General features: G+C 71.0%; 25 protein-coding genes. 14 read left to right on the top strand and 11 right to left on the bottom strand.

Features of this window, described 5'->3' with window-relative positions:
- Nucleotides 1-26: 26 nt before the first annotated feature.
- Complete coding sequence (locus ET445_RS15985) at nucleotides 27-761, bottom strand: DUF1345 domain-containing protein (protein ID WP_165314431.1); 735 nt, start codon at nucleotides 759-761, stop codon at nucleotides 27-29.
- Between the two features lie 112 nt (nucleotides 762-873).
- Here ET445_RS15985 and ET445_RS15980 point away from each other — a divergent pair, with 112 nt between their 5' ends.
- The gene (locus ET445_RS15980) at nucleotides 874-1,410 is read left to right on the top strand and encodes a nucleoside deaminase (RefSeq protein ID WP_129192154.1); all 537 of its coding nucleotides are present in this window, start codon (nucleotides 874-876) and stop codon (nucleotides 1,408-1,410) included.
- 60 nt (nucleotides 1,411-1,470) lie between these two features.
- Here ET445_RS15980 and ET445_RS15975 read toward each other — a convergent pair whose 3' ends face one another.
- Both ET445_RS15975 and ET445_RS15970 read right to left on the bottom strand, forming a co-directional pair.
- The gene (locus ET445_RS15975) at nucleotides 1,471-3,246 is read right to left on the bottom strand and encodes an acetyl/propionyl/methylcrotonyl-CoA carboxylase subunit alpha (protein WP_129192153.1); all 1,776 of its coding nucleotides are present in this window, start codon (nucleotides 3,244-3,246) and stop codon (nucleotides 1,471-1,473) included.
- A gap of 120 nt (nucleotides 3,247-3,366) precedes the next feature.
- Nucleotides 3,367-4,023 (bottom strand): Maf family protein, encoded by a 657-nt coding sequence (locus tag ET445_RS15970; protein ID WP_129192152.1) that lies wholly within the window; start codon nucleotides 4,021-4,023, stop codon nucleotides 3,367-3,369.
- Nucleotides 4,024-4,081: 58 nt separating this feature from the next.
- On the opposite strand from ET445_RS15970, the gene ET445_RS15965 reads away from it, so the two are divergent.
- Genes ET445_RS15965 through ET445_RS15950 form a run of 4 tightly spaced genes read left to right on the top strand, consistent with a single transcriptional unit; the run spans nucleotide 4,082 to nucleotide 8,398 of the window.
- The gene (locus tag ET445_RS15965) at nucleotides 4,082-5,428 is read left to right on the top strand and encodes a class I SAM-dependent RNA methyltransferase (protein ID WP_129192151.1); all 1,347 of its coding nucleotides are present in this window, start codon (nucleotides 4,082-4,084) and stop codon (nucleotides 5,426-5,428) included.
- A 21-nt stretch (nucleotides 5,429-5,449) separates the two neighbouring features.
- Entirely contained in the window at nucleotides 5,450-6,136 is a 687-nt protein-coding gene (locus ET445_RS15960) for a response regulator transcription factor (RefSeq protein WP_129192150.1), read from the top strand.
- Nucleotides 6,123-7,367, top strand: a complete 1,245-nt coding sequence (locus tag ET445_RS15955; protein ID WP_129192149.1) for a sensor histidine kinase — start codon at nucleotides 6,123-6,125, stop codon at nucleotides 7,365-7,367. Before ET445_RS15960 ends, ET445_RS15955 begins: the two co-directional genes overlap by 14 nt.
- Nucleotides 7,364-8,398 (top strand): hypothetical protein, encoded by a 1,035-nt coding sequence (locus ET445_RS15950; RefSeq protein ID WP_129192148.1) that lies wholly within the window; start codon nucleotides 7,364-7,366, stop codon nucleotides 8,396-8,398. The genes ET445_RS15955 and ET445_RS15950 overlap by 4 nt, the downstream gene beginning before the upstream one ends.
- A gap of 287 nt (nucleotides 8,399-8,685) precedes the next feature.
- Here ET445_RS15950 and ET445_RS15945 read toward each other — a convergent pair whose 3' ends face one another.
- Together ET445_RS15945 and ET445_RS15940 are read right to left on the bottom strand one after the other, a co-directional pair.
- Nucleotides 8,686-8,952, bottom strand: coding sequence for a hypothetical protein (locus ET445_RS15945; RefSeq protein WP_129192147.1), 267 nt, complete (start codon nucleotides 8,950-8,952; stop codon nucleotides 8,686-8,688).
- Complete coding sequence (locus ET445_RS15940) at nucleotides 8,949-10,550, bottom strand: acyl-CoA carboxylase subunit beta (protein ID WP_129192146.1); 1,602 nt, start codon at nucleotides 10,548-10,550, stop codon at nucleotides 8,949-8,951. Before ET445_RS15940 ends, ET445_RS15945 begins: the two co-directional genes overlap by 4 nt.
- Nucleotides 10,551-10,651: 101 nt before the next feature.
- Here ET445_RS15940 and ET445_RS15935 point away from each other — a divergent pair, with 101 nt between their 5' ends.
- The 3 genes from ET445_RS15935 (at nucleotide 10,652) to ET445_RS15925 (ending at nucleotide 13,136) form a co-directional block, all read left to right on the top strand.
- Nucleotides 10,652-11,494, top strand: a complete 843-nt coding sequence (locus ET445_RS15935) for a biotin--[acetyl-CoA-carboxylase] ligase (RefSeq protein WP_129192145.1) — start codon at nucleotides 10,652-10,654, stop codon at nucleotides 11,492-11,494.
- 7 nt (nucleotides 11,495-11,501) lie between these two features.
- Nucleotides 11,502-12,167: a PH domain-containing protein gene (locus tag ET445_RS15930; RefSeq protein ID WP_129192144.1), complete on the top strand. Its 666-nt coding sequence runs from the start codon at nucleotides 11,502-11,504 to the stop codon at nucleotides 12,165-12,167.
- Nucleotides 12,168-12,281: 114 nt separating this feature from the next.
- Complete coding sequence (locus ET445_RS15925) at nucleotides 12,282-13,136, top strand: DarT ssDNA thymidine ADP-ribosyltransferase family protein (RefSeq protein ID WP_129192143.1); 855 nt, start codon at nucleotides 12,282-12,284, stop codon at nucleotides 13,134-13,136.
- Here the strand turns inward: ET445_RS15925 and ET445_RS15920 are convergent.
- Together ET445_RS15920 and ET445_RS15915 are read right to left on the bottom strand one after the other, a co-directional pair.
- Entirely contained in the window at nucleotides 13,103-13,708 is a 606-nt protein-coding gene (locus ET445_RS15920) for a GtrA family protein (RefSeq protein ID WP_129192142.1), read from the bottom strand. The genes ET445_RS15925 and ET445_RS15920 overlap by 34 nt on opposite strands.
- Nucleotides 13,705-14,469 (bottom strand): polyprenol monophosphomannose synthase, encoded by a 765-nt coding sequence (locus ET445_RS15915; protein ID WP_341769717.1) that lies wholly within the window; start codon nucleotides 14,467-14,469, stop codon nucleotides 13,705-13,707. Before ET445_RS15915 ends, ET445_RS15920 begins: the two co-directional genes overlap by 4 nt.
- Nucleotides 14,470-14,697: 228 nt before the next feature.
- On the opposite strand from ET445_RS15915, the gene ET445_RS15910 reads away from it, so the two are divergent.
- From ET445_RS15910 to ET445_RS15900, 3 genes are all read left to right on the top strand, one after another.
- A complete protein-coding gene (locus ET445_RS15910) occupies nucleotides 14,698-15,789 on the top strand; it encodes a 5-(carboxyamino)imidazole ribonucleotide synthase (protein WP_243695429.1) in 1,092 nt (363 codons plus the stop codon).
- 123 nt (nucleotides 15,790-15,912) lie between these two features.
- A complete protein-coding gene (gene purE / locus ET445_RS15905; protein WP_129192613.1) occupies nucleotides 15,913-16,380 on the top strand; it encodes a 5-(carboxyamino)imidazole ribonucleotide mutase in 468 nt (155 codons plus the stop codon).
- Entirely contained in the window at nucleotides 16,377-17,744 is a 1,368-nt protein-coding gene (locus ET445_RS15900) for an LCP family protein (protein WP_129192141.1), read from the top strand. Before purE ends, ET445_RS15900 begins: the two co-directional genes overlap by 4 nt.
- Before the next feature lie 25 nt (nucleotides 17,745-17,769).
- Here the strand turns inward: ET445_RS15900 and ET445_RS15895 are convergent, their stop codons facing one another.
- The 3 genes from ET445_RS15895 to rfbB are packed head-to-tail and all read right to left on the bottom strand — an operon-like array spanning nucleotide 17,770 to nucleotide 20,802.
- On the bottom strand, nucleotides 17,770-18,906 hold the full coding sequence (locus ET445_RS15895) for a glycosyltransferase (RefSeq protein ID WP_129192140.1): 1,137 nt from the start codon (nucleotides 18,904-18,906) through the stop codon (nucleotides 17,770-17,772).
- A 55-nt stretch (nucleotides 18,907-18,961) separates the two neighbouring features.
- The gene (gene rfbD, locus ET445_RS15890; RefSeq protein ID WP_243695236.1) at nucleotides 18,962-19,807 is read right to left on the bottom strand and encodes a dTDP-4-dehydrorhamnose reductase; all 846 of its coding nucleotides are present in this window, start codon (nucleotides 19,805-19,807) and stop codon (nucleotides 18,962-18,964) included.
- The gene (gene rfbB / locus ET445_RS15885; RefSeq protein ID WP_129192139.1) at nucleotides 19,804-20,802 is read right to left on the bottom strand and encodes a dTDP-glucose 4,6-dehydratase; all 999 of its coding nucleotides are present in this window, start codon (nucleotides 20,800-20,802) and stop codon (nucleotides 19,804-19,806) included. Before rfbB ends, rfbD begins: the two co-directional genes overlap by 4 nt.
- 78 nt (nucleotides 20,803-20,880) lie before the next feature.
- Here rfbB and ET445_RS15880 point away from each other — a divergent pair, with 78 nt between their 5' ends.
- Both ET445_RS15880 and rfbA read left to right on the top strand, forming a co-directional pair.
- Nucleotides 20,881-21,489 carry a dTDP-4-dehydrorhamnose 3,5-epimerase family protein gene (locus ET445_RS15880; RefSeq protein ID WP_129192138.1) on the top strand — a complete coding sequence of 203 codons (609 nt, stop codon included), beginning with the start codon at nucleotides 20,881-20,883 and terminating at the stop codon, nucleotides 21,487-21,489.
- Nucleotides 21,489-22,352 carry a glucose-1-phosphate thymidylyltransferase RfbA gene (gene rfbA / locus ET445_RS15875; RefSeq protein WP_129192137.1) on the top strand — a complete coding sequence of 288 codons (864 nt, stop codon included), beginning with the start codon at nucleotides 21,489-21,491 and terminating at the stop codon, nucleotides 22,350-22,352. The genes ET445_RS15880 and rfbA overlap by 1 nt, the downstream gene beginning before the upstream one ends.
- Before the next feature lie 20 nt (nucleotides 22,353-22,372).
- On the opposite strand, the gene ET445_RS15870 is transcribed toward rfbA, so the two are convergent.
- Nucleotides 22,373-23,257: a glycosyltransferase family 2 protein gene (locus ET445_RS15870; RefSeq protein ID WP_129192136.1), complete on the bottom strand. Its 885-nt coding sequence runs from the start codon at nucleotides 23,255-23,257 to the stop codon at nucleotides 22,373-22,375.
- 367 nt (nucleotides 23,258-23,624) lie between these two features.
- On the opposite strand from ET445_RS15870, the gene ET445_RS15865 reads away from it, so the two are divergent.
- Entirely contained in the window at nucleotides 23,625-25,103 is a 1,479-nt protein-coding gene (locus ET445_RS15865; RefSeq protein WP_129192135.1) for a glycosyltransferase family 2 protein, read from the top strand.
- Nucleotides 25,104-25,146: the final 43 nt, after the last annotated feature.

The raw sequence follows: 25,146 nt of genomic DNA, 5'->3' as shown, positions 1-25,146 counted from the left end.
GCACCCGGCCGCACCGAGACATCCGCTCAGTTCGAGGTGAACAGGATCGCGAGCAGCAGCGCGATGATGAACGTGCTGAACGCGAATGCGATGAGCGTCTGCCCTGTGACCATGCGGCGCGCGCGGGTGGTCACGATCGACACGTCCGACGACGAGAACGTCGTCGCGATCTGGCCCGACAGGTAGAAGTAGTCCATGAACACGGGCGTCGACGCGTCGCCCGGGAACTGGATGCTCGAGACCGCGGCGTCGAGCCGCGCGTAGTGCACGGCGTACGCGTAGACGGTCACGGTCCAGGCGGACACGACGACGCCGAGGGCGAGCGCGTTCGCGAGCGGGCTGTCGAGGAGGCCCGGCGCGATCACGAGGAGCCCGACGGCGAGGATCGCGAAGATCGCCCACTGCGCGTTCGTCGTCGGACCTGCGCCGGCGGCGTCGGCGAGCGTTCGCTCCCGGTGGCGGGCGGTCGTCGTGTCGACGATCCACGCGCGGAAGGTCGCGGCGTCGCGTTTCGTGAACGTTCGGTGTGTGAGCACCGAGTACGAGACCGAGTAGCCGATCCAGAAGACGAACGACGTCACGATGACCGAGTCGGGCGTCACCCTGAACTGCACGAACACGTGGTAGACGGCGGCGGCGGCGATCGTGACGGCCGCCGCGACGACCAGCGCGGCCCGGTTGCGCGCCGAGTCGAACGCGAGGCGCGGCGGATCGCTCGCGGCCGTGGCGGCGGATGCGTCGGGGCCGGCCCCGTCGGTCACGTCGTGCGCTCCATGCTGACAGTGTGGCGATCGCAGACAACGGCGGTCAATGGATGCGCCGTGGCAGATCCTGCACGGCGGGGACGGTGTCGCCGAGGTAGTGTCGCGAAGCATGGAGCACCCGCCGGCCGCGACGCCCGACCGCGAGGGCCACGACCTCGACCGCGCGCTCGACGACCGCGACCGGAGGCACCTCAGGCGATGCCTCGAGCTTGCGCGCGAAGCGCTCGATGCGGGCGACGAGCCGTTCGGCTCGCTCCTCGTCGATGCCGCCGGCGTCGTGCGGTTCGAGGACCGCAACCGCGAGGGCGCCGGCGACGCGACCGCGCACCCCGAGCTCGCGATCGCGCAATGGGCCGTCGCGAACCTCTCGCCCGACGAACGGCGCGCGAGCATCGTGTACACCTCGGGCGAGCACTGCCCGATGTGCAGCGCCGCGCACGCGTGGGTCGGGCTCGGACGCATCGTCTACGCGGCGAGCACCGAGCAGTTCACGCAGTGGCGGCGCGAGGAAGGACTCGCCCCGGGGCCGGTCGCGCCGCTCCCGGTCGCCGTCGTCGCACCCGGTGTCCCCGTCGCAGGGCCCGATCCCGAGCTCTCGGCCGAGGTCCGCGAGCTCTACCGGACGCTCCTGCGCTCCAGGCGCTGACGAAGGCGGATGCCCCGGCCGCACGCGTGCGGCCGGGGCATCCGGAATCTCAGGCGACGCCTACGCGTCGGCGATCGAGAGCAGCAGGTGGCCGCTCGAGACCGTCGTGCCGGGTTCGGCGTTGACGGAGCCGACGACGCCGTCTTTGTGGGCGGTGATGGGCTGCTCCATCTTCATGGCCTCGAGGACGAGCACGAGGTCGCCCTTGACGACGCGGTCGCCCTCGGCGACGGCGACCTTGACGATCGTGGCCTGCATCGGCGCCTTGACGGCGTCACCCGTGGCGGTGTCGATCGTGTGCGACGCCGTGCGGCGCTTCGGGGCGGGGCCGAGCGTGCGGGCTCCCGGTGCGCCGCCGCCCCCCGCGAGCTTCTTCGGCAGCGTGACCTCGATGCGGCGGCCGTCGACCTCGACGACGACGCTCGCGCGCGCGGCCGGGCCGCGGACCTCTTCGAGCTCGCCCGTCCAGGGTTCGAGCCGGTTGTCATACTCGGTCTCGATCCAGCGCGTGTACACCGAGAACGGCTCGTCGCCCTCGGGTGCGAAGGCCGGGTTGCGCACGATGTCGCGGTGGAACGGGAGCACGGTCGGCAGGCCGATGACCTCGAACTCGGCGAGGGCGCGGCGTGACCGGGCGAGGGCCTCCTGGCGGTCTTTGCCCGTCACGATGAGCTTCGCGAGGAGCGAGTCGAACGCGCCCGAGATGACGTCGCCCGAGGTGACGCCCGAGTCGATGCGCACGCCGGGGCCGCCGGGCAGGCGGAGTTGGTGCACGGGGCCGGGGGCGGGGAGGAAGCCGCGGCCGGGATCTTCGCCGTTGATGCGGAACTCGATCGAGTGGCCGCGCGACTCGGGGTCGGGGTAGTCGAGCACGCCGCCCTCGGCGAGGCGGAACTGCTCGCGCACGAGGTCGAGGCCCGTGACCTCTTCGGACACGGGGTGCTCGACCTGGAGGCGCGTGTTGACCTCGAGGAACGACACCGTTCCGTCTTGACCGATCAGGAACTCGCACGTGCCCGCGCCGACGTAGCCGACCTCTTTCAGAATCGCCTTCGAGGCGTCGTAGAGGAGCCGGCGCTGCTCGTCGGTGAGGAACGGCGCGGGCGCCTCTTCGACGAGCTTCTGGTGGCGGCGCTGCAGCGAGCAGTCGCGCGTCGACACGACGACGACGTTGCCGTGCTGGTCGGCGAGGCACTGGGTCTCGACGTGGCGCGGCTTGTCGAGGTACTTCTCGACGAAGCACTCGCCGCGGCCGAACGCCGCGACGGCCTCGCGCGTGGCCGACTCGAACAGCTCGGGCACCTCTTCGCGCGTGCGGGCGACCTTGAGACCGCGGCCGCCGCCGCCGAAGGCGGCCTTGATCGCGACGGGCAGGCCGTGCACGTCGACGAAGTCGAGCACCTCGTAGGCGTTCGCGACGGGGTTGAGGGTGCCGGGCGCGAGCGGGGCGCCGACCTTCTCGGCGACGTGGCGCGCGCTCACCTTGTCGCCGAGGCGCTCGATGGCCTCGGGCGACGGGCCGATCCAGATGAGGCCCGCGTCGATGACCGCGCGCGCGAAGTCGGAGTTCTCGGCGAGGAAGCCGTAGCCCGGGTGCACGGCGTCGGCGCCCGAGCGGCGCGCGACCGACAGGAGCTTCTCGATGACGAGGTAGGTCTCGGCGCTCGTCGTGCCGTCGAGGGCGTACGCCTCGTCGGCGAGCTTCACGTGCCGGGCGTCGCGGTCCTGGTCGGCGTAGACGGCGACGGAGGCGATCCCGGCGTCGCGGGCGGCGCGGATGACCCGGACGGCGATCTCTCCGCGGTTGGCGATGAGGACTTTGGTGATGCGCGGCATGATCCTCAAGCCTATTGACGGGCGGGAGAACGACTTTGGGTGCCGCACACAAAAGATGGTGGATGTCTCGTGGCAAGCCCACAATCGACGCGGCGGGTCGCGCGTGGACCGCTCAGGGGCTCAGCGGCGGTTCCACAGGTCGGTCCACGTCGCGCCGAGCTCGCGCACGAGCTCGCGGAGGGTCGCGAGCGAAAGCCCCACGACGGTCGACGGGTCGCCCTCGACGCGACGGATGAACGGGCCGCCGAGCGAGTCGACCGTGAAGGCGCCCGCGACCTCGAGCGGTTCGCCCGTCGCGATGTACGCGTCGATCTCGGCCTCGTCGAGCCGCGCGAACTCGACGGTCGCGACGGCGGGTCGGCCGACCCCGCGGGCGCGCCCCGAGGCATCCGCCGCTGCGCTCTGCCGCGCGTCGACGAGCCAGTGCCCCGACCACAGTTCGCCCGACCGCCCGCTCTGCGCGAGCCAGCGCTCGCGCGCGACCTCGGGCCGGTGCGGCTTGCCGTTGATGCGCCCGTCGACGACGAAGACCGAGTCGCCGCCGAGCACGAGCCCGTCGATGGGCTCGCCGCCGGGAGTCGCCCCGAGCACCGCTTCGGCCTTCGCCTGCGCGAGGGCCTGCACGAGTTCGGGGGCGTCGAGCGGGCCGCGCTCGGCCTCGATGCGTTCGACGAGCGCCTCCTCGTCGACGCCCGGCGAGATCGTCACGGGCTCGATGCCCGCCTGCCGGAGGAGTTGCAGACGGGCCGGCGACGTCGAGGCGAGGTAGAGGCGCATGCGACCATCCTGCCGCGTTCCCGCGCGTTCGCTCAGGCTCGCGTGGGACGATTTCAGGATGCCTCGTGCCCAGCGCCCCGCCCGCCGTCCCGCCCGCCCCGCCCGCGAAGGCGCCGCGTCGCAGCGCGGTCGCGACTCGCGTCCCGCCAAGGCGCCGGCGACCGACGGGCCCGTGCTCGAACTCGACGTCGAGCGCATCGCGCACGGCGGCGTCGCGGTCGCACGTCACGAGGGCCGGGTCGTCTTCGTCGCCGACGCGATCCCGGGCGAGCGCGTCCGCGCTCGCGTGGCGGATGCCTCGAAGGACCGCTTCTGGCGTGCCGACACCGTCGAGGTGCTCGAGGCATCCGCCGACCGTCGGGCGCACGCGTGGCCCGAGGCATCCGTCGATCGCGCGCCCGAGCGCCGCGCGGGCGGCGCCGAGTTCGGACACATCCGGATGTCGCGCCAGCGCGCCCTGAAGGCCGAAGTCCTGACCGACGCGCTGTCCCGCTTCGCGGGGCTCGAGCGCGACGTCGTCGTCGAGGCCGTCGACCCGGCCCACGCGCCGGGCGTCGACGCCGACGCCGGCACGGGCTGGCGCACGCGCGTTCGGCTCCACGTCGACCGCGACGGGCGCGTCGGCCCGTACGCATCGCGCAGTCACACGGTCGTGCCCGTCGAGACGCTCCCGCTCGCGACGCCCGAGCTGCAGGCGATCGCGCGCCTGTCCGACCGGTTCGCCGGCGCCGAGTCGATCGACCTCGTCGCCCCCGCCGGCGGCGCGCCCGAACTCGTGATCGACGCGCCCCGACGCAGCCCCCTCATCCACGAGGAGGTTCTCGGCCGCACGTTCCGCCTCGACCGCGGCGGCTTCTGGCAGGTGCATCGCGGTGCCGCCGCGACCCTCGCGCTCGCCGTGCAGGACGCGATCGACGCCGACCGCTTCGACCCGCGCGCAGCCAATCTCGACCTGTACGGCGGGGTCGGCCTCCTCGCAGGCGCCGTCATCGACCGGTTCGGCGAGACCGTGCGGATCACGAGCGTGGAGGCCGACGAACGCGCGACCGACCACGCCGCCGCGAACCTCTCGGGCACGATCGGCGCCCATGCCGAGACCGGACGCGTCGACCGCTGGCTCGAACGCCTCGACGCCGGCGCCGACCGGTTGCTCCGCGACCGGCTCGCGCGTGCCACGATCGTGCTCGACCCGCCCCGTGCCGGCGCCGGACGCGAGGTCGTCGAACGACTCGCCGCGCTGAAGCCCGCACAACTCGTCTACGTCGCGTGCGACCCCGTCGCGCTCGCGCGCGACCTCGGCACGTTCCGCAACTTCGGCTACGACCTCGAGACGCTGCGCGCGTTCGATCTCTTCCCGAACACGCACCATGTGGAGGCCGTCGCGCGACTGACCGCTAGGGTGTGAAGCAGTCGGAAGGGGGAATGCGTGGCCGCTGAGAGCGTGTCGGCGACAGGTGCGACCGTCGCCATCGTCGACGACCACGAGGCCGTGCGCCTCGGACTGCGCGCGGCCTGCCGCGACGCCGGGTACACGGTCGTGGCCGATGCCGCAGGGGTCCCCGAGCTCCTCGACGCCCTCGGCGACGGCAGCTGCGACGTCGTCGTCCTCGACCTCTCCCTCGGCGACGGGCGCACCGTGACCGAGAACGTCCGCACCCTCCTCTCCACCGGCAGCGCGGTGCTCGTGCACTCGATCGCCGACCGGGTCGCGGCCGTGCGCGAAGCGCTCGCCGCGGGGGCGGCGGGAGTCATCCCGAAGGCCTCGCCCATGGCCGCGGTGATCGCGGCGATCGCGACCGTCGCGAGCGGCGAGGCGCTCAACAACGTCGAGTGGGCGAGCGCCATCGAAGCCGACCGCGACTTCGCGAAGGCGCAGCTCGGTCGCCGCGAACGCGACGTCCTCCACCTGTACGCCTCCGGACTGCCGCTCAAGCTCGTCGCCGCGCAGCTCGGCATCGCGCACTCGACCGCGCGCGAGTACCTCGACCGCATCCGTGCGAAGTACATCGAGGTCGGGCGCCCCGCGCCCACGAAGGTCGACCTCCTCCGACGCGCGGTCGAAGACGGCATCCTGCCCGGCATCGACGGCGAAACCGGGGATGCCGCCGGCTGAGCCGCGCGCGGCCCGACCGGTCGCCCGTCGACGATCCGTCACCCGCGCGCAGGTCGACACGGTCGCATCGCGCGCGCTCGGCGTCGTCGGCATCGTGTTCTCAGCGCAGACCGTGGGCTCGGCCCTCGACCAGTCGCGCGCGCTCGTCGAGGGCGCGGGCATCGCGCTCATGGCCGTGCTGTACGGCGCGGCGGTCGTGCTCGCGCTCGCGACGTTCACGAAGGTCGGCGTCCGGAGCGCGTCGCTCGCCTACGCGATCGCGTACGCCCTCGCGCTCGCCGCATGGCCCGCGCTCGTCGTCGACCCGTCCGCCCTCCGCGGCGACGCGCCGTGGCTGTACTTCCTGTGCACGGTCGCGACGACCGCGGCGGTCGTCGCCGCGTCGGTCGGGGGAGCGGTGGGCTACACGCTCGCCGTGCCCGTGCTCTACGGCATCATCCGGATCACGCCGACGGGTGGCGGCGCGAGCGTGCTCCTCGCGGTCTTCGAGGCCATGTACGCGCTCATCCTCGGCGTCGTCGTGCTCGTCATCATCACGATGCTCAGGCAGGCCGCAGAAGCCGTCGACCTCGCTCAAGACGCCGCCCTCCAGCGCTACGACGTCGCGGCGCGCCAGCACGCGAACGAGATCGAGCGGGTCAAAGTCGACGCGCTCGTGCACGACGCCGTGCTCACGACGCTCCTGTCGGCCGCCGCAGCCGAGACCGACGACGAACGCACCCTCGCGGCGCGCATGGCCCGCGACGCCGAGCGACGTCTCTACCAGGCGGGGGGCACGGGGCCGAGCACGCAGGACGACGTCGCGCTGACGGTCCTCGTGCGGAGGCTCCGCGGCGCCATGACGACCCTCACGACGCCGTTCACGGTGCGCGTCGTCAACGCGGGCGGCGTCGAACTGCCCGTCGAGGCGGTCGAGGCGCTCTACACGGCAGCCGTGCAGGCGATGGTGAACAGCGCCCAGCACGCCGAGCATGCCGAAGGCGAGGGGCGTACGACGCGGCGCGAACTGCGGGTGCGCGGGGTGCGTGCTCGCGGATGCGTCATCGAGGTCGCCGACTCGGGCGTCGGGTTCGACCCCGCGGCGGTGCCCCAAGAGCGCTTGGGGCTCCGCGTCTCGATCGAGGAGCGGATGGCGAACGCGGGCGGTCGAGCGCGCATCGATTCCAAGCCCGGGCACGGCACGACCGTCACGGTCGCCTGGCCCGCCGAGGCGATGGAGGGCCGCGCATGATCTCCGTGCCCCGCTGGCTGCTCCTCGGGCTCGCCGCGATGTTCTCGCTGTACCACGTCGTGCTCGGGCTCTACTCGCTCGATGTGCCGGAGCATCCGGTCGCCCCCATCGCGGCGCTCGTCCTGTACTCCGTCGCCACCGCGCTCAGCATCTGGCCCGTCAAGCGCGTGCGCATGCCCGACTGGCTCGCCGCGTTCGACCTCGCGGTCGCGATCGCGCTCCCGCTGCTCGTCACGGGGCAACTCGACGCACGCGCCGACAACGGGTACGCCACGTGGTACGTCGCGGCCGTCGGCACGCTCATGACGATCGTGGCGGCCAGGCGGCGGCTCGTCATCGCGTGGACGGGCGTCATCGCGCTCGGCGTGCAGACCCTCGTGTGGGCGGGCTTCCCCGCGCTCGGCACCCTCGGCGTCGTCGGCAGCATCGTGTGGGTCGCGATCGCGCACATGCTGACGGTGGCGCTCGCGACGGCGACGCGCGAGGCGCGCCGCTACGCGCAGGCCGAGCGGGAGGCGGCCGCGTGGCAGGCGGCGCAGGACGCGCACCTCTTCGAGGGCCGGATGCGTCTCGCGCACACGAATCGCGTGGCCGCCCCGATGCTCCGGCGCATCGCCGACCGCGGGGGCGTCCTCACCGACCGGCAGCGCGCGGAGTGCCGGATGCTCGAGGCCGCGATCCGTGACGAGATCAGGGGGCGGATGCTCCTCACCGACGCCGTCCGGGTCGAGGTGCAGCGCGCCCGCGAGCGGGGCGCGATCGTGACGCTCCTCGACGAGGGCGGCATCGACGATCTCGACGAGGCCGTGCGCGACCGCGTGCTCTCGCGTCTCGCCGAGGCGATCGCGTCGTCGAACGCCGACCGCATCATCGCGCGCACGGCTGCCGAGGGCACGCCCGTCGCCGTCACCGTCGTGGGGCTCGTCGCCCCCGAGGGCGGCGCGCACGAGACGGAGGACGCCGAGGTCGAACTGTGGCTCGAGATCCCGCGCGGCGACGACGTGCCGGTGCACGACGGCGACGAGGGCTGATCGCGCGTCGGCCTTCGGGGATCGGCCTTCGGGTCATCGGCCTGCGGGCAAGAGGGAGGGGCCGGCCAGAACGGCCGACCCCCTCAAAGCCCGAGTCACGGCGACAACCCGAATATCGCCCTGACTCGCCCCAATCGGCGGAGACGGTTACCCGACCGTCACCGCGGGCGGCTTCTTGAAGAAGCCTGCCACACCAGAATGGGGGACTTGACGCTCTGTGCAAAGTCGGTTTTTTGGGGGACACGAAGGGGACGCAGGTATCCTCATCGCCACTCGCTGCCGAACGGTCAGCGGCCGTAGCTCGACCAGCGGCCCGGCCCGGCGCTGAGCGGCGAGCGGACCGCTCCGGCGGCGCGCACCCAGCGGTCGGACTGCTCGACGAGCTCCGACTCGTCGGCGTCGACGTGCTCGGCGAGCATCTTCACGAGCACGGCGTGCGCCGCCGCCTGCTCCTCGGCCGAGACCTCGGTGCGGAACCGCAGGTCGGGCTCGTTCGGGTCGGCGGGCTCGCCGCCGGACGGCGGCTGAGCGGGTTGCCGCGGCTTCTCGGTCACAGCGGGATGTTCCCGTGCTTCTTGGGCGGCAGGCTCGAGCGCTTGGTGCGGAGCGAACGGAGGGCCTTGAGCACGGCGACGCGCGTCGCGGCGGGCTCGATGACGCCGTCGAGCTCGCCGCGCTCGGCGGCGAGGAAGGGGGATGCCACGTTGTACGTGTACTCGTTCGCGAGACGGTTGCGCACCTCCGCGACGTCTTCGCCGGCCTCTTCGGCGCGCTTGATCTCGGCGCGGTAGAGGATGTTGACGGCGCCCTGGCCGCCCATGACGGCGATCTCGGCGGTCGGCCACGCGAGGTTGATGTCGGCGCCGAGCTGCTTGGATCCCATGACGATGTACGCGCCGCCGTAGGCCTTGCGCGTGATGACCGTGACGAGGGGGACCGTCGCCTCGGCGTACGCGTAGAGGAGCTTCGCGCCGCGGCGGATGACGCCCGTCCACTCCTGGTCGGTGCCGGGAAGGTAGCCGGGCACGTCGACGAGGGTGATGATCGGCAGGCCGAACGCGTCGCAGAACCGCACGAAGCGCGCGGCCTTCTCACCGGCGGCGATGTTGAGCGTGCCGGCCATCTGGCTCGGCTGGTTCGCGATGATGCCGACCGAGCGGCCCTCGACGCGCGCGAAACCGATGAGCACGTTGGGCGCGTAGAGCGGCTGCACCTCGAGGAAGTCGCCGTGGTCGACGATTCCCTCGATGATCGCGTGCATGTCGTACGGCTGGTTGGGCGAGTCGGGGATGACCGTGTTGAGGCGCTGGTCTTCGTCGGTGATCTCGAGGGCGGCCTCGGACTCGTAGACGGGCGCCTCGGAGAGGTTGTTGTCGGGGAGGAAGGAGATGAGGGTGCGCGCGTAGTCGAGCGCGTCGGCCTCGTCGCTCGCGAGGTAGTGTGCGACGCCCGAGACGGAGTTGTGCGTGAGCGCGCCGCCGAGCTCTTCCATGCCGACGTCTTCGCCCGTGACGGTCTTGATGACATCGGGGCCCGTGACGAACATCTGGCTCGTCTTGTCGACCATGATGACGAAGTCGGTGAGGGCGGGGGAGTAGACCGCGCCGCCCGCGGCGGGGCCGCAGACGATCGAGATCTGGGGGATGACACCCGACGACTGGGTGTTGCGGCGGAAGATCTCGCCGTACTTGCCGAGGGCGACGACGCCCTCCTGGATGCGGGCGCCGCCCGAGTCGAGGATGCCGATGATCGGCACGCCGGTCTTCAGCGCGTGGTCCATGACCTTGATGATCTTCTCGCCCGCGACCTCGCCGAGCGAGCCGCCGAAGATCGTGAAGTCCTGCGAGTACACGGCGACCTGGCGGCCGTGGATCGTGCCCGTGCCCGTGACGACCGAGTCGCCGTAGGGGCGCTTCTGCTCCATGCCGAACGCGTGCGTGCGGTGACGGACGAACTCGTCGAACTCGACGAACGAGCCCGGGTCGAGCAGCTGCGCGATGCGCTCGCGCGCCGTCATCTTGCCCTTGGCGTGCTGCTTCTCGATGGCCGCTTCGCCCGAGGCGGTGACCGCCTCGTGGTACCGCGCCTTGAGGTCGGCGAGCTTGCCTGCGGTGGTGGCCAGGTCGGGGCCGTCGATCTTCGCTTCCGTCACGCCGTTCACTCTACCTTCGGGGTATGCCGCGACTTCGTTGATGGATTCCTACAAATCGGGCCCGGACACTAGCCTGAATCCCACACGACTCGGAGGTGTTGATGGTGTGGGAGCGATCCCGGGCGGTTGCGACGCGGTTCGCCTGGCTCGAGCAGACGGGGTCCACGAACGACGATCTGCGCGAAGCGGTCGAGACGGATGCCTCGGGGTGGCCCCACGGGGCGGTGATCGCGACCGACGACCAGACCGCCGGCCGCGGTCGGCTCGGCCGCACGTGGCTCGCCCCGACGGGCAAGACCCTCGCGATCTCGCTCCTCCTGCGCCCTGCCGCGCCCCTGCCGCCCGACGCGTACGGCTGGCTCCCGCTCCTCGCGGGCGCCGCGATGACCGAGGCCGTCGGGGAGGTCGTGGCCGAGGCATCCGCCCGTCGCGCCGCGTCCGCCGAGCCCGGTGACGACCTCGACGGCATCGACCGCGACGACGTCGGGCTCAAGTGGCCGAACGACGTGCACATCGCGGGCTACAAGGTGTGCGGCATCCTGTGCGAACTCCTGCCCGACGGGGGCGTCGTCGTGGGCGCGGGTCTCAACCTGACCCTCGACGAGCACGACCTCCCGACGATCACCTCGACCTCGCTCCTCCTCGCGACGGGGGAGCGGCCCGACGCCGACGCCGTCCTCGCCGACTACGTCGCGCGCATCCTCGCCCATTTCGACGCCTTCGCGCACGCGGGCGGCGACGCCGTCGCGAGCGGGCTCGCCGACCTCGTGTCGGGCCTGTGCGAGACGATCGGGCAGGACGTGCGGGTCGAACTGCCGGGCGGCGCGGAGTTCGTCGGCACGGCCGAGCGGCTCGACCGCGACGGCCGCCTCGTCGTGCGAGACCGGGAGAATGACGAGCCCCAGGCTGTCGCCGCGGGGGATGTCACGCACCTGCGCTATTAATGAGCGTATGAGCCGAGCCTCGAAGCGTTCGGGGGCGTCCGCGCGTGCGTCGTCGCCGCGGGAGCCCGCGCCCGCGCTCGCGCTCCAATCGGCGCCTGCACCCGTTTCGGCGCCGACGCCTGCTCCGCTCGGTGCACCGGTCGCGCCCGCGACTCCCGAGCGCGTCGTCGCGCGACTTCGCCGGAGTGCGCGTGTGCTCTTCTTCCCGGCGGTGCTGTTCATCGCCGTCGTCGGCGTCGCCGTCTACGCGTTCGGGGTCTTCCCCGACGACTGGCAGCGCATCGCGATCATCGCCGCCGCCGGACTGGTCGTCGTCCTCGGGTGCCTGCTGCCCTTCCTCGCCTGGCTCACCCGCCGCACGACGATCACGACCCGGCGCATCATCATGCGCTCGGGGGTGTTCGTCCGCACCCGCCAAGAGCTGCTGCTGAGCCGCGGCTACGACGTGACCGTGCGCCAGACCCCGGGGCAGCGCGTGTTCGGATCGGGGAGCGTGCGCATCAACACCGGACACGAGCGGCCGCTCGTGCTGCGGGATCTGCCGCGGCCGGCGCTCGTGCAGTCGGCGCTCCACGAACTGATGATTTCGTCGAACACGATCACGGCCGACCGCCGTCGCGCCCAGCAGTCCGCGCCGCTCGACGGCGATACCGTCGTGTGGGGGCGGCACTGACTCCGATGCCGGGCCTCACGTCCGCACCGCGGTGCGGCACCCGGTTCGGTCGCGTACAGTAGACCCTCGGCCTTCGCGTGCATTCCCGACGCGAGCCGCGAGAGAGGTCTGTTCTTGGGCGAGTGCATCCACGGTTTCGATGAGGGCCTCTGCGCCATCTGCTTCCCGCCGAAGGAGCCCGAGCCGCGCGTCGCTCCGGCCCGCCCCGTGCGTCAACCGGCCGCACGTTCGTCGCTGCGCACGCCCGCGGCGACGACGCCCAGAGCCGCCTCGACCCGCGCCGCGGGGGCGAAGTCCTCGAAGCTCCAGGGGGCCGCACCCGTCGACGCCGGGGCCCTCCGCGTCTACCACCTGACGCACGTCGACAACCTCGCGCGCATCCTGGGCGCCGGCGCGATCCTCGCCGACGTCGGAGACGAGCCCGCGACGCCCGTCGTCGACATCGCCGCGCCCGCGGTCCGCGAGTACCGTCGCACGGCCCCGCTCGGCGAGACGGGCGAGCCGATCGCCGCGTACGTGCCGTTCTTTCTCAGCACCGACGCGCACCTCTGGACCTCGATCCGCGACGGCGAGCCCGATCCGCGCATCGCCGTGCCAGAGGGCGGCGCGCGCCCCGCCGCCGACTTCGTGCTCCTCGTGAGCTCGGTCGCCCAGGCGGGCGGCGCCCAGTCGGCCGTCGACGGCCACATCGTCGTCGCCGATGCCGACCCCGCGCTGCCGTCGGCCGAGATCATCGTCGGCCGTCACGACGCCGAGCGGATGCTCCGCAAGCTCGCGTTCTTCGATGAGGGGACGGGCCTCGAGTCGGGCGAGTTCCTCGTCCGCGGCAGCGTGCCGCTCGAGCGGGTCACCATCATCGCGGTCGCGAACGACCGCGTCCGCGACCGGGTGCGTCAGGCGCTCGCCGCGGTCGGCGCGAAGACGCGCGTCTCGGTCTACCCGCCCTGGTTCCTGCCGACGGCGGGCTGAGCAGGCGTCGCGCCGCGCGCGGCGCGCAGCCGCGCTTCGTCGACGGCCGACGGCTCCTCGAACAGCGCGCGCTGCGCCTCTTCCACGCGCGCGTCGGATGCCAGCCCGTCGCCGCGGTGGTGCCCGTAGACCCAGTAGCGGTAGAGCGCGAACCGGAACGCCGTGCCGAGGCCGAGGCCGACGAAGTTCGTCGCGATGTTGTCCGCGAGGATGCTCGTGAAGCCGAGCACATGGTGGCTCACCCACAGGCACAGGAGCGCGATGCCCATTCCACCGAGCGAGACGACGACGTACTCGGCGAACTCGCGCAGGTAGTCGTGCCGACGATGGGTGCGGAACGTCCAGTACCGGTTGCCGATCCAGTTGCAGACGATCGCGACCGAGGTCGAGATCGTCTTCGCGCCGATCGCCGACTGCGCCCAGCCGTCGACGCCGAACACGCCGAGTCGCAGCGCATTGAAGACGGCGAGGTCGATGACGAGCCCGACGAGTCCGACGACGCCGAACTTCACGAGGTACGCGACGAACCCGTGCCACACCTTCCCGGCGAGCGTGCCGAACGTCTCGGTCATGCTCGGACGGCCTCGCGCTCGCCGACCTCGGCGCCGGTCGAGGCGCCGGATCCGGCCGCGGCGGCCGCGGCTCTGCGGGCCCGCCGTGATCGCCTGCCCGCGCGCCGTGTGAATGCCCAAAGCGTCACGCGGGCCATCGCCTCGGCGACGTCGGAGCCGCTCATCTTCGAGACGCCGAGCTCACGATCTCGGAACTCGATCGGAACCTCGACGATCTCGACGCCCGCACGCACGGCCCGGAGGGTGAGGTCGACCTGGAAGCAGTAGCCGCGCGAGTCGACGTCGGCGAGGTCCATCCGCCGCAGGGCGGACGCCGGGTAGGCGCGGAACCCGGCCGTGACGTCGTGGACCCGGAGCCCCAGCATGAACCGCGCGTACGCGTTCGCGCCGCGGCTCAGGAGTTCGCGGTGCAACGGCCAGTCGACGACGGTGCCGCCGGGGGTCCAGCGGGAGCCGATCGCGGCGACGGGGGCGCCTTCGTCGTCGCGGGCCGCGGCGAGGAGCTCGGGAAGCTTGGACGCGGGGTGAGACCCGTCGGCGTCGATCTCGACGACGAGGTCGTAGCCGCGTTCGAGCGCCCACGCGAACCCGGCGAGGTAGGCGGCGCCGAGCCCGTCCTTGCTCGCGCGGTGGAGCACATGGACGCGCGGATCGGCCGCCGCGAGCGCGTCGGCGAGGTCGCCCGTGCCGTCGGGGCTCGCGTCGTCGACGACGAGCACGTCGACGTCGGCCGCGTGCTCGTGCACGAGGGTCACGATCACGGGAGGTTCTCGACCTCGTTGTAGGTCGGGACGACGACCAGGGTTCGTCGGGAGGGCGCGCTCATCGATCCATCCGCACGGCGTTCGCTGGCCGACGTCCTCAGTCGGCGAGTGCAGCGATGCGCTCGGCGGCTGAGCCTACTCCCGAATGCGGATAGCATTTCGGGGGATGTGGAAAGAGGTGTCGACGTGCGAGTCGGAGTGATCGGCGGCGGACAACTGGCGCGGATGATGATCCCCGCGGCGATCGAACTCGGAGTCGACTTGAGGGTCCTCGCCGAGGCCGAGGGCATGTCGGCGGCGCTCGCGGCCGACCGGGTCGGCGACTACACCGACGTCGAGACCGTGCTCGCATTCGCGCGCGAGGTCGACGTCATCACGTTCGACCACGAGCATGTGCCGCAGGCCGTTCTGCGGGCGCTCGTCGACGCGGGGGTTCCCGTGCACCCGGGTCCCGAGCCGCTCGCCGTCGCGCAAGACAAGATCCTCATGCGCGAGCGGCTCTCCGAGCTCGGCCTGCCGGTGCCCGACTGGGCCCGCGTCGAGACCCCCGCCGAGCTCGACGCCTTCATCGCCGACCACGGCGGCGCCGCGGTCGTGAAGACCCCGCGCGGCGGCTACGACGGCAAGGGCGTGCGCGTCGTGCGCTCGGCGGCCGAGGTGTCCGAGTGGTTCGCGACGATCGCCGAGGGCGGGCTCGCGGGCGCGCTTCTCGTCGAAGAGCTCGTCGACTTCCGGCGCGAGCTCGCTCAGCTCGTCGCCCGCCGCCCGAGCGGCGAGATCGCGGCCTGGCCCGTCGTCGAGACGCTCCAGGTCGGCGGCGTGTGCAGCGAGGTCATCGCCCCCGCGCCGCATTCGGCCGGCAAAGTGGCGGATGTCTCGGCCGACATCGCATTCGCGGTCGCCGAGGGGCTCGGCGTCACCGGCGTGCTCGCGGTCGAACTCTTCGAGACGACCGACGACCGCGTGCTCGTCAACGAGCTCGCCATGCGCCCGCACAACTCCGGCCACTGGTCGATGGACGGCTCGACGACGGGCCAGTTCGAACAGCACCTGCGGGCCGTGCTCGACCTGCCGCTCGGCGGCACCGGCACGCACGCCGACTGGTCGGTCATGGTCAACATCCTCGGCGGCCCCGCCGAGGGCACCCTCGCGGCACGGTACCCGTCGGCGCTCGCCGGGCACCCGACCGTCAAGATCCACAACTACGGCAAAGACCCGCGGCCGGGCCGCAAGGTCGGGCACGTGACGGCCGTTGGCGACGACCTCGACGACGTCGTGTACGAGGCGCGCGCGGCCGCGGCGGTCTTCCAGGACTGATCGCGCCCACGGGTCGAACGCGACCTCGGCGCGAGGGAGTGGCGCTGCGGCGATCTCCCAGCGCTCCGCTCTACACTCGATCGAGTGACTGAGACGAACACCGCTCCCCTCGTCGGCGTCGTGATGGGTTCCGACTCCGACTGGAATGTCATGCGCGAGGCATCCGAACTGCTCGACGAGTTCGGGGTGCCGCACGAGGTCGAGGTCGTTTCGGCCCACCGCACTCCCGAGAAGATGATCGCCTACGGCAAAGAGGCCTCGGCACGAGGCATCCGGGTCATCATCGCGGGCGCCGGCGGCGCCGCCCACCTGCCGGGCATGCTCGCCTCCGTCACGACGCTCCCGGTCGTCGGCGTGCCGGTTCCGCTCGGCCGTCTCGACGGACTCGACTCGCTCCTCTCGATCGTGCAGATGCCCGCCGGCGTGCCCGTCGCGACCGTCTCGATCGGCGGCGCGAAGAACGCGGGGCTCATCGCGGTCAAGATCCTCGCGACGGCCGACCCCGCGCTCGAAGCCGCCCTCGCCCGGTACGCCGCCGACCTCGCGGCGACCGTCGAAGAGAAGAACGAACGGTTGAAGCAGTCCCGATGAGCCTCGCCGCCAGCCCGATCCGGTACCCCGACGTCGCCTCCCGCCCGGTCATGACCCGGCGGGCGTGGTGGCTCGTGGTGCTGAACTTCCTCATTCCGGGGGCGCCGCAGGTGCTCGCCGGAAGCCGGAAGCTCGGGCGGTTCGGCCTCGGCGCGACGCTCACGCTGTGGGCGATCGCGGTCGTCGCCCTCGTCGTCTGGCTGCTGTGGCCGAGTGTGCTCCTGAGTGCGTTCTCGCAGGCCTGGTCGCTCTGGATCGTCGCTGCACTGCTCGCGTTCTATGCCGTGCTCTGGGTCGTGCTGACCCTCGATACGCTGCGGCTCGTGCGGCTCGTGAAGACCGCGCCGTCGGCGCGCGGCTGGATCGCCGGGCTCACTGCGCTCGTCATGGTCGGGTTCTCCGGCACCGCCGCGTACGGCGCGTACATCGCGACGACGGCGAGCGGGTTCCTCTCGTCGGTGTTCGTCGTCGGTCCCTCGGCACCCGCCGACGCGAACGGACGCTACAACGTCCTGCTCCTCGGCGGCGATGCCGGCCCCGACCGCGACGGCCTGCGGCCGGACAGCATCCGCGTCATGAGCATCGACGCCGAGACCGGGCAAGCGGTCACGATCGGCCTCCCGCGCAACATGGAGGATGTCCCCTTCGCCGAGGATTCGCCGCTGTACTCGCTCTACCCCGAGGGCTACGGCGCGATCGACGGCTGCGAGGTCGACGCGTGCATGCTCAACTCGATCTACACCGAGGTCGAGCTGAAGAGCCCCGAGATGTACCCCGACGCGGTCGCGAAGGGCAGCGAGCCCGGCATCGAGGCCATGCGCGACGCCGCTGAGTCGATCACCGGGCTCGAGATCCAGTACTACGTGCTCATCGACATGGCCGGGTTCCAGCAACTCATCGACGCGCTCGGCGGCGTGACGATCAACGTGCCCGAAGACGTGCCCATCCACGCCGACGAGACGTTCACGACGGTCGCCGAATGGATCTCCGCGGGCGAGCAGCACCTCGACGGCTATCACGCGCTCTGGTACGCGAGGTCGCGCCACGGTACGAGCGATTACGACCGGATGGCCCGCCAACTCCAGATCCAAGAGGCGGTCCTCGCCCAGTTCAACCCCGCGAACGTGCTCACGAAGTTCCAGGACATCGCGGCGGCCGGCTCGCAGGTCGTGAAGACGGATGTCCCGCAGTCGGCCCTCGCATACTTCGTGCAACTCGCGGCGAAGACGAAGGAACTGCCCGTCATCGACGTCGAACTCGTGCCTGACAACGGATTCGATCCCGAGGACCCCGACTACGCGTACGCGAAGGAGCTCGTGCAAGCGGCCGTGGCGCCGCCCGCGAGCGAGGAGCCCGCGGAGTAGCAGCCGTGGCCCGTCGGGCCTGTGCTCAGAGGTCGGCGTGCAGCTGCCAGACTCGCTCCGCCGAGTCGCGCCAGCCGAAAGCCCGGCTGCGGTCGCCGCCCGCGATCGCAAGCCGATCGGCGAGCGAGCGGTCTTCGAGCACGCGGGTGATGGCTTCGGCGAGGCGGTCGACGAACTCTCCGTTCGCGCCGACCGGCACGGGGATTCCTGCGCCCGCGGCGATCTCGGCGTACGCGGGAAGATCGGTGTGGATGACCGGTGCCCCGAGTTGGAAGGCTTCGATCACGGCCGTCACGGCACCGCCGTCGCGGTCGGGCTGCACGTACGCCCGTGCCCCGGCGAGCACCACGGCGAGATCGGCGGGGTCGAGGTCGTCGTGACGATGCACCCGGGTGGGCGCGACGCCCGACTCCTCGGCGACCGCGGCGAGATGCTGCTCGCCCTGGCTCTCGGGACCGAGGACGACGAGGGAGACCTCGGGTACCTCGGGGCGTGCGAGCGCGGAGAGCACGTCGACGAGGCCGCTGCGCGGCTCGAGCGTCCCCATCACGACGACGTAGTCGGTCGGGAGGCCGAGCCGGAGCGACCGCTCAGCGGCATCGGGACCGATGACGAGCCCCGAGCGCGCTGCGGTCGGGACGACGCGGATACGGTCGCCGAAGTCCTCGATCATGCCCACCTGCTCGGCGAGGGCGTGCGTCGGCACGACGACGGCGTCGGCGTGCTTGCGTGCGCGACGGAGCATCGCCTTCTGCCAGGCCACGGACGTCGTGCTCATCGCCTCGGGATGCGTCCACGCGAGCAGATCGTGCACGGTCGCAACCGTCTGGTTGCCGTCTTCGCGACGGTGCCGACGGAGCGGGGCGAACAGGCTCGGCGCGTGGATGAGTCCGCCCCCGGGCGATGTCGTGAGGCCCAGCTGCCATGCCGCCGCGAGGTCGCGACGGGCGAGCGAGGACTTGTAGAGCCCCGCGAGTCCGGGAAGCTCCCGCTGCACGGTCTCGTAGTCACTCGGCAGCGAGGACGACACCACGCCTTCGACCTCGCAACCGGAAGGCGCCGTCACGATGAGCGCACGAGTGAGGTCGGCTGTGTACCGCCCGATGAGACCGGGCACCGGCGCGACGATCTGATCGACGATGACGCGCAACGTGATGGTCACGGAACTCCTCGGGCGGGCTGAGTGGGGACCCTGTCACCCTAACGGGTGGCACCGATCAGACGGCACCCTCGGTGACGGCCGCATGCAGCGCCTCGCGCCACTCTCGCATGGGGGCGATGCCGGCGGCCGCCCAGGCATCGTGTCCGAGCACCGAGTACGCGGGCCGCGGCGCCGGGCGGACGAACGAGGCGCTGTCGGTCGGCGCGATGCGCTCAGGGTCGAGGTCGTGCTCGGAGAGCACCGCCCCCGCGAAGTCGAACCAGGTGCCCTGGCCCGAGTTGGTTCCGTGGTAGATGCCCGCGGGTGCGTCGGCATCGAGCAGTGCGACGATCTGAGCGGCGAGATCGGCGGTCCACGTCGGCTGACCGACCTGATCGTCGACGACCGTCCACGAGTCCTTCGTCTCGGCGAGCTTCAGCATCGTCTTCGCGAAGTTCGGCCCGTCGGCCCCGTAGAGCCAGGCCGTTCGCACGACGTACGTGCCGTCGGGGTGGGCGGCGAGGGCGAGCTCCTCGCCGGCGGCCTTCGTGCGACCGTAGGCGTTGATCGGGTCGCGCGGCTGGTCTTCGAGGTAGGGCGTCGTCGCGTGACCGTCGAAGACGTAGTCGGTCGAGATCGTCACGAGCTTCGCCCCGACGGCCGCCGCGGCTGCTGCGAGGTTCGCGGTGCCCGTCGCGTTGATCGCATACGCCTCGGCTTCGTGGGTCTCGGCGTCGTCGACCTTCGTGTACGCGGCGCAGTTGACGACGACATCGTGACCGGAGACCGCGGCACGTACCGCCGAGGCATCCGTCACATCGAGACCGGCCCGATCGAGCGCCGTCACCGCGCGCCCGCGCAGGGCGCGTTGCACATCGTGGCCGAGCATGCCGGACGCGCCCGTCACGAGGTAGCGCATCACTGGCCCTGCGCGCGGTAGCGAGCCTCGGTGGCGTCCTTCTGCGGCGCCCACCAGGCCTCGTTGTCGCGGTACCAGGCGATCGTGTCGGCGAGTCCCGACGCGAAGTCGGAGTACTGCGGCGTCCAACCGAGCTCGGTGCGCAGCTTCGTCGAGTCGATCGCGTAGCGGAGGTCGTGGCCGGGACGGTCGGTCACGAGGTCGTAGGCGTCGGTCGGCTGACCGAGCGCGACCAGGATCGCTTCGACGACCTCCTTGTTGTTCTTCTCGCCGTCGGCGCCGATGAGGTACGTCTCGCCGATGACGCCCTTCTCGAGGATCGTCAGCACGGCCGACGAGTGATCGTTCGCGTGGATCCAGTCGCGCACGTTCTCGCCGGTGCCGTACAGCTTGGGGCGCTCGCCGCGGAGCACGTTCGTGATCTGGCGCGGGATGAACTTCTCGACGTGCTGGTACGGGCCGTAGTTGTTCGAGCAGTTCGAGATCGTCGCCTGCAGGCCGAACGAGCGCACCCATGCGCGCACGAGGAGGTCGCTGCCCGCCTTCGTCGACGAGTACGGGCTCGAGGGGTTGTACGGGGTCTGCTCGGTGAACCGCTCGGGGTCGTCGAGCTCGAGGTCGCCGTAGACCTCGTCGGTCGAGATGTGGTGGAACCGCTTGCCGTGCCGTCGTGCCGCCTCGACGAGCGTGTATGTGCCGATGATGTTCGTGTCGAGGAACGGGCGCGGGTCGTCGAGCGAGTTGTCGTTGTGGCTCTCGGCTGCGTAGTGCACGACCGCGTCGGCCTCGGCGACGAGACCGTCGACGACCGAGGCATCCGCGATGTCGCCCTTCACGAACCGGAAGCGGCCGGCGGGGAGGCCCTCGAGCGACGCCAGGTTGCCCGCGTACGTGAGCTTGTCGAGCACGGTCACGGTGTGATCGGTGTGCTCGAGCACGTAGTGGACGAAGTTCGAGCCGATGAAGCCGGCGCCGCCGGTGACGAGGAGGTTTGACACCCCGACATCGTAGCGGGACGGCCCCGGTGCAGTCTGAGGGCGCAGAGTGTGCGGATGCCGCATTGCTAAACTCTCGGGGTGCAGATCCGCGAACTGAAGATCCCCGACAGCTACGAGGTGACCCCGAAGCAGTTCGGCGACGATCGCGGGGTATTCCTCGAGTGGTATCGCTTCGATCGCCTCGAAGAGACCATCGGGCACCCGCTCCGGCTCGCGCAGGGCAACACCTCCGTCTCCAAGCGAGGCGTCGTCCGCGGCATCCACTTCGCCGACGTGCCGCCGAGCCAGGCGAAGTACGTCACCGCGACCCATGGCGCCGTGCTCGACTTCGTCATCGACATCCGCGTCGGCTCGCCCACCTTCGGCCAGTGGGACTCGGTGCTCCTCGACGACGTCGACCGCCGCGCGATCTACATCGCCGAAGGACTCGGTCACTGCTTCGTCGCGCTCACCGACGACGCGACCGTGAGCTACCTCGTCACCTCGACCTTCAACGCCGAGCGCGAACACGGCATCGACCCGCTCGACCCCGCCGTCGGGCTCGACTTCGGCATGCCCGCCGACGAGCTCCTGCTCTCGCCGAAAGACACGGCGGCGCCGAGTCTCGCCGAGGCCGAGGCATCCGGACTGCTGCCGACGTGGGCCGCAGCGCGCGCCTACTACGACGAACTGAACAAGGGAGCCTGATGCGCGGCATCATCCTCGCCGGCGGGTCCGGCACCAGACTCTGGCCGATCACCAAGGGCATCTCGAAGCAGCTCATGCCCATCTATGACAAGCCGATGGTCTACTACCCGCTGTCGACGCTCATGATGGCGGGCATCGACGAGATCCTCATCATCACGACGCCCGAGTACAACGAACAGTTCCGCGCGTTGCTCGGCGACGGCTCGCAACTCGGCATACGAATCGAGTACGCCGTGCAGCCCTCGCCCGACGGACTCGCGCAGGCATTCATCATCGGCGAGGAGTTCATCGGCGACGATTCGGTCGCGCTCGTGCTCGGCGACAACATCTTCCATGGCACCGGGCTCGGTTCGGCGCTCCGCAAGAACACCGAGATCGACGGCGCCCTCATCTTCGCGTATCAGGTCAGCGACCCGACCGCCTACGGCGTCGTCGAGTTCGACGATGAGGGCCACGCGATCTCGATCGAAGAGAAGCCCGCCGAGCCCAAGAGCAACTTCGCCGTGCCAGGCCTGTACTTCTATGACAACCGCGTCGTCGAGGTCGCCAAGACGATCCAGCCGAGCGCTCGAGGCGAGCTCGAGATCAGCTCGATCAACGACTGGTACCTGCAGGACGGTTCGCTCAACGTGCAGTCACTCGACCGCGGCACGGCTTGGCTCGATACCGGCACGTTCGAGTCGATGATGCAGGCGTCCGAGTACGTGCGCGTCATCGAAGACCGCCAGGGTTTCAAGATCGGATGCATCGAAGAGATCGCCTGGCGCGCCGGATGGATCGACGACGCACGCCTGGGCCAGCTCGCTGAGCAGTACCGCAAGAGCGGCTACGGCCGCTACCTGAGCAGACTGCTCGGGGACTGACGGCTCGCGGCTCGGACCGGTCAGTCGGCGGCGCGTCGGGAAGCGCGCTCGGCGCGCCATGACTCGATCGCGAATCGCGTGCGCAGGCCGACGGTCAGCGCCCAGCGCACGGGCGCGAACGGCCACGAGGAGTACTTCCGTCCGATGAAGCGGATCGCGCTCTCGTGGTGCGCCTGGAGCATGCGCGTCGACTCGGCGCGCGTCGAGAGCCCGCCGATGTGGGTCACGGTCGCACTCGGCTCGTAGAGGTTCGTCCAGCCGCGCCGCCCGAGGCGGTAGCCGAGGTCGACGTCCTCGAAGTACATGAAGTACGCCTCGTCGAACCCGCCGACCTCCTCGAATGCGCTGCGGCGCACGAGCAGGCACGATCCCGAGAGCCAGCCTGCAGCGCGCCGACCCTCTTCGCGCTCGCCGCGGTAGGTCCTCGTCCACGGGTTCGACGGCCAGGAACGTACGAGGAGCGCGTGGCCGACGCCCGTGCGGATCGACGGGATGCCGCGCGCCGACGGGTAGACCGTGCCGTCCTCGTTGAGGATGCGGGGGCCGACCGCGCCGATCCGCTCGTCGGCCTCGAGTACGCCCAGCATCGTCGAGAGGGCGTCGGGCTCCAGGGCGACGTCGGGATTCGAGATCAGCACGTACGCGATGTCGGCCGGGAGGCCCCGGACGCCCGCGTTGACGGCGCCGCCGTAGCCGAGGTTGCGATCGAGTTCGACGAGGCTCGCGCCGTTGGCGGCGGCCGCGGCGCGGGTCTCGTCGAGGTCGCGCGACGCGTTGTCGACGATGAGCGTATGAGCCGGGGGCACGTCGAGTGCGCGGATCGATCCGAGGAATTCAGGGAGCTGCCGACTCGAGTTGTACGACACGGTCACGACGGCGACACGGTCTTCGACGGGGGCGGGCATGGTATCCGATCCTACGGCCGTTCCGCCGGGAATTCGCACCGAGCCCCCGGGGGCGGGAGAGAGCCGCGGGGGCGGTTGGCTAGACTGTGCTGGTGCAACCGCGAGGGATAGATGATGCGAGACGCGACGATCCTGGAGCGTTGAGCAGTCAAGCCGTCGTCGACGTGCTGTCCGAACTCACGCGACGCGACCGGGTCATCGGTCTGCGTGCGTCGTACGTCAACCGCATGGCTGGCGCCGCGGTGGGATCCCGCTCGGCGCAACGTCAGATCGACGAGATCCGCCGTTCGCGCACCTGGAGGGTCGGCCGCGCCATGCTTGCACCGGTACGATTCGCACGCCGCATACTCGGCCGAGGGGACGACGTATGACCTTCGACTCTACGAGCCCGCGCGGCCGCGTGCTCGTCGTACTCGCGTGCGCGTTCGAGCCTGCCGAGATGGATAGGCTCGTGCGCTCCGCGTCCGGCTCCTCGCTCATCGACGTCGACTTCGCGGAGCTTGCGCCCGGCGGCTCTGTCGCCGAAGCCGTGAACGCCGCGACTACGGGCGGCGACATTGACGCGGTCGCCGTTGTGACGGCTCCCGGCGAGTTCGTTCGACTCGAACTCGAGCGGGCGCTCGTGCTCGTGTCGAGCGAGGGCGGGCCCGTCGCCGTGTATGGCGACACGTTCGTCGGTCACGACGGTGTCCTGCTCCAGCGTCCGCAGCCAGACCCCGAGCGACTTCGCTGCCAGTACTACTTCGGTCCGGTCGTCGTCTGGTCGGCGCGTGCGCTCGCGGGCATCGGCGGGTTCCGCACCGATGTCCCCGGTGCTGAAGCGCATGAGGCCGCCCTCCGCGCCGGCCGCGAACGACTCGAGATCGTGAATCTGCGCGGCGGACTCTTCCGCACCGGTTCCGATGCGATCTTGCTCGACGATGTCGCGCTCGAGTCGGTCCGCCGCGTCCTCGAAGAGGACCTCGCGGCGACCGGAGGGGGAGTGGTGCTCGAGGTCTCCGCCGACGGAGTGCACCGTACGCGTCGCCTGGTCGTGGGCGAGCCGCTCGTGTCGATTGTGATACCGACCCGCGGCATTTGGAGCGGAACGCGCGACGGAAAGCCCCACGGTTTCGTCGTCGAAGCGGTGCGGAGCATCGTCGAACGCTCGACCTACCGCAACTTCGAGCTCGTCATCGTGATCGACCATGTGGCCGAGCCCGCCGTCGTCGATGAGCTTCGCGCTTTGGCGGGCGATCGTCTCGTCCTTGTCGACTGGAATGCGCCGTTCAACTTCTCCTCCAAGGTCAATCTTGGCGCCGTGCACGCCCGCGGCGAGTACCTCCTCCTGCTCAACGACGACGTCGAGGTGATCTCGCCGGACTGGCTCGAAGCGATGCTGAGTCTGGCTCAGCTCGACGGGGCGGGCATGGTCGGTGCGATGCTCTACTACGAGGACGACACCATCCAGCATGCCGGGCACGCGTACTACAACGGCGACGCTTCCCACATCGGCCTCGACGTTCCGCGCGGGGAGGCCGGACCGCTCGGCGGATTCCGGGTCGAGCGCGAGGTCGCGGGAGTGACGGCCGCGTGCGCGCTCATGCCGACCGCGGTCTACCACGAGGTCGGTGGCCTCTCCGATCTTCTGCCGGGGGCGTTCAACGATGTCGATCTGTGCATGAAGACGACCTGGCTTGGGCACCGCATCTACTGGACCCCTCGAGCCGAGCTCTACCACTTCGAGTCGCGTACTCGAGATGCCTCCGTGCGCGCCTTCGAGGTCGAAGTGGCCTGGGGGCGCTGGGGATTCCGCATGCACCAACCCGAGTTCTGGCCGTATCCGCTCGACCGCCAGCCGTCGTGATCGGCTCCCGTCCGAGTCCGACGCGCATGGCGCCCGCACCGAC

Source organism: Agromyces protaetiae (genome assembly GCF_004135405.1).
Lineage (GTDB): Bacteria > Actinomycetota > Actinomycetes > Actinomycetales > Microbacteriaceae > Agromyces > Agromyces protaetiae.
This window is presented reverse-complemented; position numbering and strand designations above follow the sequence as displayed.

Excerpts from the sequence above, each read along its gene's own strand:
- ET445_RS15980 (WP_129192154.1), top strand. The coding sequence starts at position 874 with ATGGAGCACCCGCCGGCCGCGACGCCCGACCGCGAGGGCCACGACCTC.
- ET445_RS15975 (WP_129192153.1), bottom strand. The coding sequence starts at position 3,246 with ATGCCGCGCATCACCAAAGTCCTCATCGCCAACCGCGGAGAGATCGCC.
- ET445_RS15970 (WP_129192152.1), bottom strand. The coding sequence starts at position 4,023 with ATGCGCCTCTACCTCGCCTCGACGTCGCCGGCCCGTCTGCAACTCCTC.
- ET445_RS15965 (WP_129192151.1), top strand. The coding sequence starts at position 4,082 with ATGCCTCGTGCCCAGCGCCCCGCCCGCCGTCCCGCCCGCCCCGCCCGC.
- ET445_RS15955 (WP_129192149.1), top strand. The coding sequence starts at position 6,123 with ATGCCGCCGGCTGAGCCGCGCGCGGCCCGACCGGTCGCCCGTCGACGA.
- ET445_RS15950 (WP_129192148.1), top strand. The coding sequence starts at position 7,364 with ATGATCTCCGTGCCCCGCTGGCTGCTCCTCGGGCTCGCCGCGATGTTC.
- ET445_RS15935 (WP_129192145.1), top strand. The coding sequence starts at position 10,652 with ATGGTGTGGGAGCGATCCCGGGCGGTTGCGACGCGGTTCGCCTGGCTC.
- ET445_RS15930 (WP_129192144.1), top strand. The coding sequence starts at position 11,502 with ATGAGCCGAGCCTCGAAGCGTTCGGGGGCGTCCGCGCGTGCGTCGTCG.
- ET445_RS15920 (WP_129192142.1), bottom strand. The coding sequence starts at position 13,708 with ATGACCGAGACGTTCGGCACGCTCGCCGGGAAGGTGTGGCACGGGTTC.
- ET445_RS15910 (WP_243695429.1), top strand. The coding sequence starts at position 14,698 with ATGATGATCCCCGCGGCGATCGAACTCGGAGTCGACTTGAGGGTCCTC.
- purE (WP_129192613.1), top strand. The coding sequence starts at position 15,913 with ATGGGTTCCGACTCCGACTGGAATGTCATGCGCGAGGCATCCGAACTG.
- ET445_RS15900 (WP_129192141.1), top strand. The coding sequence starts at position 16,377 with ATGAGCCTCGCCGCCAGCCCGATCCGGTACCCCGACGTCGCCTCCCGC.
- rfbA (WP_129192137.1), top strand. The coding sequence starts at position 21,489 with ATGCGCGGCATCATCCTCGCCGGCGGGTCCGGCACCAGACTCTGGCCG.
- ET445_RS15870 (WP_129192136.1), bottom strand. The coding sequence starts at position 23,257 with ATGCCCGCCCCCGTCGAAGACCGTGTCGCCGTCGTGACCGTGTCGTAC.
- ET445_RS15865 (WP_129192135.1), top strand. The coding sequence starts at position 23,625 with ATGACCTTCGACTCTACGAGCCCGCGCGGCCGCGTGCTCGTCGTACTC.